Genomic DNA, 11,321 nt, shown 5'->3' on the forward strand with positions numbered 1-11,321 from the left:
GGATGGAACGTTCGCTGTGGGCACGGTCGCTGGTCTGGTGCGCCGCCCTGCTGCTGGGCGCGGCCGCCTGCACGAGCCGGGGCGGGTCCGGGCCGCGGGCCACGGAACGCCCGGTCACCGGAACACAGTTGGTGATCGCCACCGGCCTGGACGTGACTGGCAAATACGGCATCCGCAAGCGGCTGGTCGACGCGTGGAACGCGCTCCAGGAGAAGCAGGGCTCGCCCTGGCGGGCGCGGGCCGTCCTCCTGCCCGGCTCCGCCGACCTGCAGCGCAGCCAGCTCCTGGCGGCGCTGCAGTCGGGCAGCGCGGCCTACGATGTCGTGAACCTCGACGTCACCTGGGTCCCGGAGTTCGCCGCGGCCGGTCTCGTCGGGGAACTGCCCGCGGAGTACGCCGACGACGGCGACGTCCTCCCCGGGGTCGCCGCGACCGCCCGCTGGAAGGGGAAGGTCTACGCCGCCCCCTACAACAGCGACGTCGGCCTGCTCTACTACCGCCGCGACTACCTGGTCCCCGGCGCGGGGATCGACGAGGAGAAGATCAAGGCGCTGTCCCGCCGGGGCACCCCGTGGGACGAGCTGGCGGGGCTGATGGACACGGCGGACGCCTGGGCGCGCGCCGAGAAGTCGGACCGCAAGGGCAACTACCGCAACGCGTGGACGAGTCAGCTCGCCGCCTACGAGGGGCTCACCGTCAACGCCGTCGAGGCGTTCGCCTCCGCCGGCGTCCGGCTGACCGACGACGGCGGCGTCTACCGCGCCACGCCCGGGGAACTGGCCAAGGGCGTGGCGGAGTTCCGGCGGCGCACGGAGAGCGCGCACACGCTCGACGGCGCCTTCGAGTCCGACGAGGCGGGCACGCTCAAGGACTTCGCGGAGGGCCGCACCGCCTTCCTCCGCCACTGGCCCTACGCGTACCGCACGCTCCACGCGGCGCTGGGCGAGGAGAGGCTCGGCGTCGTGCCGCTCCCCGGCACCGCCGTGCTGGGCGGCCAGGACCTCGCGGTGGCCGCCGGTCCGGCGATGCCCGGGGCGCGGGTGGAGAAGGCCCGGGAGCTGGTCCGGTTCCTCACCGGCCCGGCCAGTGAACGCTGTCTGCTGGACGCCGGCTTCGCCGCGACCCGCCGGTCCGCCTACACCGACCCGGGCGTCGTGTGCGACGACCGTCGCGCGGCCCCCGCCGCGGGCGCGCCCTCGGAGGGCGGCGAGCGCGACATGCCGCGCGACGCGGACCACCGTCCGCGGTACGCCCGGACCACCTTGCTGCCGGCCCTGGAGTCGGCGGCCCTGCGCCCGCGCACCCCGCTCTACGGCGCGTTCACCCAGGCGTTCACCGGGGTGCTGAGCCGGCTGCACTCCTCCGCGGCGGCCCGGCGGGAGGCGGACGGGGAGGTGGCGGAGGAGCTGGACGCGGCGTTGCGGGGGGTGCTGCCCGGGGGTTGAGGGAGCGCGGGGCCGAGGAGGCGCGCGGCCAAGGCGGCCCGGGGCCCGCCTCACCCCCGGAGGCGCTGGGCCATCTTGTCCCAGAAGTCGTCCAGTTCGGTGACGCGCATGCCCACCCAGTTGGGCGTCTTGCGGTGGCGGCCCCGTGGCAGATGGCGCGTCAGGCGTCCCGGCAGCAGGGCCTGTTGCTGGCGACAGAAGGGTTCGCGGAGTTCGGCGCGGAGCCGGGCGCCCCGGGGCGGGTAGGGGCAGAGCTGGAACCGGCAGCTGGGCAGACAGCCGCTGCCCGGCATGGGCGGGACCGACGTACCGGTCCTGAGCCGGGGGGCCAGCGGGGTGCGGTCGGTGGTCATGCAGGGCGGGAGCTGGGCGTTCGCCTGCTGGGAGCGGCCCAGCCGGTCCTGGACCTCGTCCGGCTGCCCGTCGCGCTCGATGAGGTTCAGCATCACCAGCACGTCGGCGGCCAGCCGTTGGGCGCGGGCGTCGAGGGTGCTCCAGCCGACCGAGGGCGGAATCCACAGATGGTGCTTGCGGTGGAGCTGGGGGCCGCTGTTGCGCGAGCCGATGTTGTCGGCGACGCCCTTCTCGTCGATCCACAGGAAGCGCTCCGGCCTCCTGGTCTCCAGGGCGAGGGCCGCCAGGTCGCCGGCCTCGGCGACGAACGGGTGCAGCGGCGTGCGCGGCCCGGCACCGTTCCCCGCGACGCGGACGGCCGACGCGTGCTCCGTTCCGGCCGTGGACAGCCAGCGCCGGACGGTCTGCACCGCGTTCGCCGGGCGGGTGCGCGTACCGTCGTCCCCCCGGTCCGCCGCGGCGGTGTCGGGCAGTTCCCACAGGCACAGGGCCTGGAGCAGGATCAGCTGCGTGTACCAGCAGCGGCTCCGGCGGAGCATGGTCTCCGCGTGCCGGATCAGCTCCTTCCGCCCGCCCGGGACGGCGAGGGGGTGGCGTTCACGGCGGTTGGCCGCGTACTTGAACCCCTGGGCCAGGGCGTTCTCCAGGGACAGCGGCAGGTCGACGGGTTCGGCCGGGTCGAGGTGACGCAGCCACAGCGTCAGACGGACGCGGGCGTCCTCGCGGAGCTCGTCGCTCACGGAGCCGAGCAGCATGGGGATCATCCAGGCCCGCATGATGAACTCGGTCAGGAGCTTGACCTGTTCGTCCCGGTATTCCTGGAAGATGTCCGGGCGCTCGCGGGGTCTCCGGCCTCCCTCGCCGGAACGCCGCGCCGGCCGGGGCATCGTCGCCCGGCGCCGCTGCTCCCTCTCCCACTCGTCCAGCTCCGCCCTCTTCCTGCCGACCAGTCCGGCCTTCCGCGTCTCGTACTCCTCGACCGGGTCGCGGTCGACGTCGATGATCTGCCGCCGGATCACGGCGAACGCCGAGTCGCCGCCGTCGCCGATCTCCTGGGCGGCCGCGAGGCGGACGGAGTAGGAGGGTTCCGCTATGCCGAGCTCGAAGAGCTTCTGGTACAGCGACGTGACGTCGATCCCCTTGGGATGCTTGCTGTCGGCAGTGCGCAGGGCCTCGCCCAGTTGTCTGACGACGCGGAGCTTCGCGTCCTCGAGGGTGCGTGGATCACCGTCGATGCCGGCCCAGCGGGCCCTGATCCCGGAGACGATCGCGCCCAGTTCCTCCGGCACGTCCCGGGCGCTCTCTACCTCCAGGGCGGCCGCGTAGAGTTCGAGGGCCTTGGGGTCCTCGCGCTGCTCCGCCGCACGGTTGAGCGCATGGGCGAGCGGTCTCTGCCCCAGGGCGGTCCGCCGCCACGTCCGGAGGTCTTCCTTCAGCCCGGCCCGCACGCCGGGTTCCGGTGCTGCGGTGCGGACCGAGACGTCGCGGGAGAGCAGGACGAGGGCGATGAGCAACTCACGGCTGGGGCCGGGTGGTTGGAGTGCGGTCCGGACGAGTTCGCGCGTGGGGTCCGCGCCGAGGTGACGGAGCATGCGGAAGCCCAGGTACGCCTGGAGGATGCTGTGCGGGAAGCGGACCTTCTTCTCGAATCCCTCGACCAGTTTCAGGGCACCCGCGTGGGCCACGCACCGGGCGAGCACGGCGTGGCGCTCCTCCGGGGTCCCCGTCCGCAGCCGGCGCCCCGCCCCGGAGCCGAGGTTCTCGCACAGCTCGTCCCAGATCCGGCCGCGATGCCACTGGGGCAGGGCTCCCGTACGGGCGCCGTCGAAGGGCGTGCGGGTGCTCCACAGATACCCGGCCTTGATCTTCGCCCGCCGTGCGGAGTCGGCGTCGAGGTGCTCGCCCTGGAGATCCTCGAACTCGACCTCCAGCTTATCCTGGAGCAGACCGACGCAGGCCAGGGCGGAGACCACCTCGACCGCGTCGCGGCGCTCCTCCTCGGAGAGCAGGACGTCCTCGCCCAGCCGGCCGGCCACCAGCGCGTCCAGCCAGGTTTCCAGCAGCCAGAGCCGCAGTTCGGAGCGGTCGCGGCTGCGGGTGTTGAGCGGCCGGGCGTCACGCTCCGGTCCGCCGTGGCCGAGCAGGCCGTGCCTGCTGAGCTCCCGGGCCACCTGCAGATAGATGGGCGATTCGGTCACCTGGGCCGTCTCGACGATCCAGTCGAGCCGTCGCTCGTCCGCCTCCGATGCCTTTTCCTGCACGAAGTCGAGCGCCGACTCCTCGCTCAGGGGCTCCAGTTCGATGATCGCGGCACAGGTCGTCTCCAGGGGCGTGTGCGGCCGGGAGGCGATGACCAGGGGCAGTTTCTCCTCCTCGGCCCGCTCGATGGCCCGGCGGATGATGTTGTCCCGGTCCTCCTGGAGGCCGGGGGCCAGCACCGCCTCCTCCAGCCCGTCGGCGATGACGACCGGTTTGTCGTCCGCGAGCAGTTGCTGCCAGACCCGCTCGGTCTTGCCGCGCGCCAGGATGCCCTGGGGAGCCTCCTCGCAGAACCGCCGCTTGGCCATCTGCTCGAAGTTCAGATCGGACAGGCCGGCGGCGTCCCGCAGCCGGATGGGCACGGGCACGGCGCCCTGCTGGGCCAGCAGTTCGGTGAGCCGCACCAGCACGGCGGTCTTTCCGGTCCCCACCCCGCCGACCAGTATGTACGGCCTGCGGGTGGCGCGGTCCCGCAGCCGCTGGGCGATCACCTGCGCGATCTCCTGCCGCCCGACGACCTCCTTGGTCTGCGGCCCCGCGGTGAGGACCAGATCGTGGGGCTCCCTGCACGCTTTCGTCAGGTACCGCCGCTTCGTCCAGCCGTACCAGAAGAAGAGGAAGATCGCGGTGATGAGCCCGCCGAAGAGGACGGGACCGATGAAACGGAGGGTGTCGTCGAACCCGGGGTGATTCTTGTCCCACTCCTCGAGCCCTGTCTTCGATCCCACGGTCATGTTGTAGATCGCCTGGCCGAACCAGTAGAGCAGGGCGATCGTGGCGACCGTGCAGAACGCACGGATCCAGCCGGAGTAGGAGAACCAGCGCCGCCACTTCTTCGGCCGCGTGATCCCGCCCCGGGCCTCCCGCCTGACCGTCAGCCCGTGCCAGAAACCCAGCACGGCCCCCCTGGCCTTCGTCCACAGCCACCGCGGGAACAGACTCGCCATGGGGGCGTTGCCCGGCCGCTTCTTCCCGGGCGGGCGCCGTACCAACTTGGTCATCGCCCTTCCCTCCTCCGAGAAGAACCGCACTCGGCACGGGGACGGGACCGTGCGCGCACAACGGGCCCGTGCCACACGTACTTCCATCGAACCACTCCCGCGTCCCGCCGCAACCCGCGCCCACGGCGTGCGGCCCCGCCCCTCCCGGAGTTGGACGGTCCCCCGGGGAGTCGGACGGTCAGGAGTCGAACGGTCAGGAGTCGTACCAGACGACGCCCTCGCCGCCGTCGTGGCCGATGGTCCGCGTCATGATGCCGCCGTCCCGCCCGTACGTGGGGTGCTCGGTCAGGAAGCCCGCGACGGACCGCAGCGAGGTCGCGTCGCACACCCCGTCGGTGCGGATGCAGAACCGCTGCACCGGAACGCCCTCGAACTTCTCCGGGCCGGCGCCGGGAGAGGTGATCCCCAGAGCGCTCCACCCCTTGGGCAGCAGGGACCAGATGCCGGTGCCGGGCTGCATGGGGTCGGCGTAGAGCATGCCGTTCACCTGCGAGCGGGGGATGCCGGTGCCACCGTCGGAGATCGTCCGGAGCACCTGGTCGGCCACCTGCGCGCCCTGGGAGTAGCCGACGATCGTCAGCCGGGCCCCCGGATCGCGCCGGTGGGTGTCCTCGGCGGTGGCCAGCAGCCTGCGGTACCCCTCGCGCACGCTGGCGTCGAGGCTCGGTGCCGTCAGGTCCGGGACGTTGCGGCCGTTGAGCAGGGGTCCGATGCTCGCCGGGTAGCAGACCGGTATCGGAATGCCCCCGTCCAAGTGCTTGTTGGCGAACGTATAGCTGTGGGTGCAGTCGGGTGCGGGCTCCGCGGCGCCCGTACCGCCGACCTCCAGGTAGTAGTGGTGCTGCACCGGATCGGCGTGGGCGACGGTGGGGGCGACGGCCGTCATGGCCATCATCGCCACGGCCGCACCGGCGGCGCCGAGCGCCTTCTTCCCTCTGCCGGCCAGAATCATCGCTCTTCTTCTCCCCGAGTCGAGTGGATGCGTCGAGTGCATGCGTCGAGTGGACGCGCAACTTCCGTGCCGGGCCGTGACCTTAGCCACGGCCGGTGACACGGCGATGAAACGATCGCCGTCAGGGGGCCGCGCCGTCCGTCCCGAGGTGCCGGACGAGCGCGCGGAGGACGAAGGGGTTCGGGATCCCGGACACCGCGCGGCCCCACACGTGCCGTTCCCCGGCGATGTCGACCTCGACGGCCCCGTTCCGGATGTCCACCCGCCGCACCTGCGACCACCGCGCGGACACCTTCCCGGTCCCGGCCCCGGTCCCGATCCCCTCCCCGGTCAGCCAGACGTCCCCGAAGGCGAGGCGCCCGCCCTCGTCGAGAGCGGCCAGGGCCCGGGGCAACTGGGCCCGGGTGACGGCCCGTTCGATCTCGGCCCCCCACTCCTCCGCCCCGCCGTGCCCCGGCCGGTCCCGCAGCGCGATCCGTTCCCCGTCGACGTCGGTGAGCGTGCAGACCGTCCCGGAGCGGGCCGGGCCGTCCGGGCCGTCCGGGCCGTCCGGGAAGACGGAGGTGGTGTCGTAACGGACGACGTGGATCCGCCCCTTGACCGCCACCGTCAGTCCGCGCTCGTACAGGTCCAGCCGCGCCGCGGCCGCCCTCTTCACGGCGAACCTCCGCACGGAGCACCTCCTCGCCGAGATCCGGACGTACCGGGCGAAGGCCGGCAGGCCGCGGATCCCCCCGGCCGGGCGGGAGTCGGCGGGGACCGCGTGCGCGGCCGCTTCGTATGTGGCGCACCGCCTGCCGATGCGCTCGCGGCCGGCCGCCGCCGAGACCTTCGCCAGCAGCAGTTCCTCGCTCCGCCTGCGTGGCACCGGTCCGCTCACGACGTGGTTCCGGTTCCGACGATGCCGAGGCCGGCGTCGTCCCCCCGCAGGATCATCTGGTGCGTCCGCCGGAGCGCCGGGCCGGGGGTCACCCCCAGGTCCTCGTCCAGGCGGCGGCGGGCCCGGCCGTACACGGCCAGCGCGTCGGCCTGCCGGCCGCTCAGGTAGAGCGCGCGCATCAGCGTCGCGGCGACCGGTTCGTTCAGGGGCTGCGCCACGGCCAGGGCCGACAGCTCGGCGATCGCCTCGGCGTGCCGGCCCAGCCTCAGCTGCCAGTCCAGCATCCGCTGGGCGAGGACGGTCCTGCGCTCGGAGAGCCGCAGCCGTTCCAGCTCGGCCGCGGGTCCGGGGAGACCGGCCAGGGGTTCGCCGCGGAACAGGTCCAGCGCCCGGGAGGCGAGCCGCACGCCCTCGTCCGGTTCGCCGGCCCGCTCGGCCCGGACGGCCGCGTCGGCCAGTTCCTCCATGCGCGTCACGTCCACCTCCACCGCGCCGGGGAGCAGCCGGTAGCCGCATCGGTGGCGCCCGATCACCTGGTCGGGGCCGTCCTCGTCGTGCAGGATCTTCCGCAATCGGTAGATGTACACCGGCACCACATTGGTGAGCGGCGGCTCCATCCCCCAGACGCCGTCGAGGAGTTCGTGCTGGCAGACCGCCCGGTCCGGGGACAGCACCAGCGCCGCCAGGACGGCCTGCTGGCGGAGGTGCCCCAGGTCCACGGGCTGTCCGTCGCGCCATGCCTGCAGCGGTCCGAGCACGGAGATCCGCAGCCGCGGTGCGGGCGTCCGGCGGACGGCGGTCCGCGGCTGCGGGTCCGCCGCCGGGCGGCGGGGGCCGCGGCCGGGGGTGACCAGCCCGCTGTCGAAGGCGTGGACGATGGCGGCGGCCCGGTCGCGCAGGCCGAGGGCGGCGAGGATCCGTACGAGGTGTCCGGCCACGACGGCCTCGGGGAGGGCGAGGGCGGCGGCGATCTCGTCGTTCCTCAGGCCGCAGCCGACCGCGTACAGCACGTCGCGCTCCTGCTGTCCGAGTGTGGTGACGGGCGGCCGGACGGTGGTCGCGGTCACGGTCGTGGTCGCGGTCGCGGTGGGCGGCATGGTGACTCCCCGGGTCGTGGCCGGACGGGTCCGGCGGATGCCGTCGATGCTGGTCCGGGCACCGGACGGCCGACAGGCCAGGAGACCGGCCGTTTGCGGCCGGTGGCCGCGCTAGAGTCCCTCACCTGGGGCGATGACACGTTCGGGGGGAGACCGTGACCTGTGGCCAGTGAGTTCAGCGTGCTGTTACGGCGGCTGCGGCACGAAGCGGGGATGACCCAGGAGGCGCTGGCGGAGCGCGCCCGCGTGGGCGTGCGCACCATCCGCGGACTGGAGACCGGCGAGCGGGCCGACCCCAGGGTGACCACGGTGCGGCTGCTGGCCGACGCCCTCGGGCTGGTGCCGGAGCAGCGCGAGGAGCTGCTGGCGGCCGCCGTCCACCGGACCGCACCGGGGGAACGGCCGGACGGCCCGGGCGACTTGGGCAACTCGGCCGACTCGGGCGACTCGGGCGACCGCCCCGGACCCGGACCCGTGGCCACCGCACATCCGCCGGATTCACCGGACTTGCCGGACTCGCCGGACTCGCCGCTGAACGAGGCCCTCGCCCGCATCGCCGAGCAGCTCGCCCACTCGGTCGCCACCCGCTGGCAGCGCGAGGAGGAGCACCGGCAGATCCACGACCCGTACCCGCTGCCGGTGCGCTGGCGGCCGGCGCCCGAGGAGTTGACCGACCACTGGGCCAACATCCGCCGTCTGCCCGCCGGGGGGACCCACGGCCCGCTGGACCTGTGCGGGCGGCTGGACGACATCGTGGGCGTGTACCGGCGAATCCCGTCCGGGCGGCTGGTGGTGCTGGGCCGGCCCGGTTCCGGGAAGACGATCCTCACCGCCCGGTTCGTCCTGGACCACCTGAAGTCGAGGGCCCGCGCCGAGGCCGTACCGGTGATCTTCAGCATCGGCTCGTGGGATCCCACGGCCCTCACGTTCCGGGACTGGCTGACCGCCCAGTTGACGCGGGACCACCCGGGTCTCGCCGTCCCGGGGGCCGGCGGGGCGAGCCTGGCCTCCGCCCTGGTCGAGACCGGCCGGGTGCTCCCGGTACTGGACGGCTTCGACGAGATCGCCCGCGGTCTGCGCCGTCCCGCGCTGGAGGCGCTCAACGCCACGACCCTGCCCCTGCTGCTGACGAGCCGTCCCGCGGAGTACGCGGCCGCCGTGGCGGAGACCGACGTGCTCACCTCCGCCGCCGCGGTGGAGCTGACCGATCTCACCCTGGACGACCTGGCCGACTACCTGCCGCGCACCACGCGCAAGGGCCACGGCGGGGACCCCTCGGGCACCTGCTGGGACGCCGTGCTGGCCGAGCTGGCCGAGCAGCCGCGGAGCCGGGCCGGTGACAGCCTCGCCGCGGTGCTGACCACTCCGCTGATGGTCACGCTCGCCCGCGCCGTCTACAGCGACTCCGCCGGCCAGGACCCGTCCTCGCTGCTGGACACCCGGCGCTTCGACGGCCCCGAGGAGTTGGAGGAGCACCTCCTGGAGAACTTCACCACCACCGTCTACCGGCCCCGGCCGGATCACCTCCCGGGCGGCGGGCCGCGCCCCGGCGTCGACGTCGATCCGGAACGCGCCCGCTACTGGCTCGGCTACCTCGCCGACCACCTGACCCGGCTCGACACCCCCAACCTGGAGTGGTGGCGCCTGGGTTCGGGGCTGCGCCGCCCGGTGCGCGCCCTGGTGACCGCACTGGCGGTCTGCCTGACGATGGGGGTCGTCGACCTGGCGGTCGGGGCCTTCACCGATCCCCTCCGGTACCAACTGGCGGACGGGGCGGCCGCGGGACTCTTCTCCGGGCTCGTCTTCGGGACCGCGTACTGGTTCGTGTTCGCGGCCAGGGACGCCGCGGTGCCGCCCGCCGGTGTGCGGGTGAACCTGAAGGTGTTCGGCAGGGCGGGGAGGGCGGGGCGGAGCGCCTCCCCCCGGCTGGTGATCGGGCTGGTGTGCGGGCTCGCCTACGGCTTCGGCTACGGCTTCGCCCACGGAATGCTCAACTGGGGCCTCTGGCGCACCGGCTTCCCGTACGCCCTGGAGAGGGGCCTCAAGGACGGCGTCATCTTCGGAGTCGTCTTCTCCCTGGGAACCGGCCCCGCCTTCGGCCTCCGGGCCCTCCTCGAAACCCCGCTCGACATCCGGTCGGCCGTCAGTCCGACGGGCCTGCTGCGCACCAACCGCCGGACGATCACCGCCCAGTTCCTCCTCTGGGCCCCCGTCTTCGGGCTTCTGGTCGGCTTCGGGGCCGACCTGCTGATGGGCCCCCTGTCGGCGCTCCTGGGCCCGCTCGCCTGGACCCTCACGGCCGCGGTCAAGCTGGGCGTCACCAGCGGGCTCGGCGGCGTCCTCGGCTACGGACTGGCCCTGACCGCCTGGGGCCAGTGGCTGGTCCTCGCCCGCGTCTGGCTGCCGCTGACCGGCCGGCTGCCCTGGCACGTCGTCGCCTTCCTGGAGGACGCCTACCGGCGCGGCGTCCTCCGCCAGGCCGGCGCGGTCTACCAGTTCCGCCACGCCCGCCTCCAGGAACACCTGGCGCGGGCGTACCGGGCGTCGCGCCCACCGCGGTAGGACGTCAGGGCGTCAGAACGTCAGGGCGTCAGAACGTCAGGGCGTCAGGGCGTCAGGACCCACTTCTGGTTGGGCAGGCCGTTGCAGTCCCAAATGCCCAGCTGCGTACCGTTCGTGGTGTCGAAGCCCAGGTCGTCGAGGCACTTGCCGGTGAGGACGTTCTTCAGCGAACCGTCGGCCTGCGGGACCCACTGCTCGCCCTGGCTGGAGGGGATGCAGTCGTAGATCTCCACCTTCGTCCCGTTCTCGCTCCGCCCCCAGACGACGTTGAGGCACATGCCCAGGGCGCGGACCGTGCGGTCCGAGCCGAGGGTCCACCATTGCGCCCCGGTGCCGTTGCAGTCGTAGATCTGCACCGGGGTGGCGATCGTGGTGCTGCCGTGGCGGATGTCGACGCACTTGTTGCCGTAGCCGACGAGGCGGCCCTGCTGTCCCGTCACGCCCACGACCACGGGGCGGATCGTCTTGGTCGCCCAGGACCGGGGGCGGTTGCACAGGGCCGACGAAGTGCCGTCGCCGGTGACGACGTTGCCCGTCACCCAGTAGGTGACCGGCTGGTCGCCGATGAGGTAGAAGCAGGCGACCTCGGCGCGCCACATGGTGCCCGGCGACACTCCGGTACAGCTCGCGAAGCCGGCCGGGCCGTCGTGGTGGGTCGTGCAGTTGCCGGGGGCGTCGGCCTGCGCCGCGGAGGGCAGGGCGAGGGCGGCGAGCAGGGCCAGCAGGGCCGTCACCAGGGTTGCGGCGGTGCGTCTCACGGTGGTGCTCCTT

7 protein-coding genes are annotated in these 11,321 nt (G+C 73.4%); 2 read left to right on the forward strand and 5 right to left on the reverse strand.

The window, feature by feature from the left end; genetic code table 11:
* Positions 1-2 precede the first annotated feature (2 nt).
* Positions 3-1,445 (forward strand): extracellular solute-binding protein, encoded by a 1,443-nt coding sequence (locus AB8735_RS06740; protein ID WP_372406027.1) that lies wholly within the window; start codon positions 3-5, stop codon positions 1,443-1,445.
* Positions 1,446-1,495: 50 nt separating this feature from the next.
* On the opposite strand, the gene AB8735_RS06745 is transcribed toward AB8735_RS06740, so the two are convergent.
* The 4 genes from AB8735_RS06745 to AB8735_RS06760 form a co-directional block, all read right to left on the reverse strand.
* Positions 1,496-5,059, reverse strand: a complete 3,564-nt coding sequence (locus AB8735_RS06745; RefSeq protein WP_372406030.1) for an ATP-binding protein — start codon at positions 5,057-5,059, stop codon at positions 1,496-1,498.
* Positions 5,060-5,252: 193 nt separating this feature from the next.
* Positions 5,253-6,011: a PE-PPE domain-containing protein gene (locus tag AB8735_RS06750; RefSeq protein WP_372406033.1), complete on the reverse strand. Its 759-nt coding sequence runs from the start codon at positions 6,009-6,011 to the stop codon at positions 5,253-5,255.
* 121 nt (positions 6,012-6,132) lie between these two features.
* Positions 6,133-6,891: a DUF6585 family protein gene (locus AB8735_RS06755; protein ID WP_372406036.1), complete on the reverse strand. Its 759-nt coding sequence runs from the start codon at positions 6,889-6,891 to the stop codon at positions 6,133-6,135.
* Positions 6,888-7,988, reverse strand: a complete 1,101-nt coding sequence (locus AB8735_RS06760) for a BTAD domain-containing putative transcriptional regulator (RefSeq protein WP_372406038.1) — start codon at positions 7,986-7,988, stop codon at positions 6,888-6,890. Before AB8735_RS06760 ends, AB8735_RS06755 begins: the two co-directional genes overlap by 4 nt.
* A 162-nt stretch (positions 7,989-8,150) precedes the next feature.
* Between AB8735_RS06760 and AB8735_RS06765 the strand changes: the two genes are divergently transcribed.
* A complete protein-coding gene (locus AB8735_RS06765; RefSeq protein WP_372406040.1) occupies positions 8,151-10,550 on the forward strand; it encodes an NACHT domain-containing NTPase in 2,400 nt (799 codons plus the stop codon).
* Positions 10,551-10,594: 44 nt separating this feature from the next.
* On the opposite strand, the gene AB8735_RS06770 is transcribed toward AB8735_RS06765, so the two are convergent.
* The gene (locus tag AB8735_RS06770) at positions 10,595-11,308 is read right to left on the reverse strand and encodes a ricin-type beta-trefoil lectin domain protein (RefSeq protein ID WP_372406042.1); all 714 of its coding nucleotides are present in this window, start codon (positions 11,306-11,308) and stop codon (positions 10,595-10,597) included.
* Positions 11,309-11,321 lie beyond the last annotated feature (13 nt).

Source organism: Streptomyces luteireticuli (assembly GCF_041519305.1).
In the GTDB taxonomy this organism is placed as follows: domain Bacteria; phylum Actinomycetota; class Actinomycetes; order Streptomycetales; family Streptomycetaceae; genus Streptomyces; species Streptomyces luteireticuli.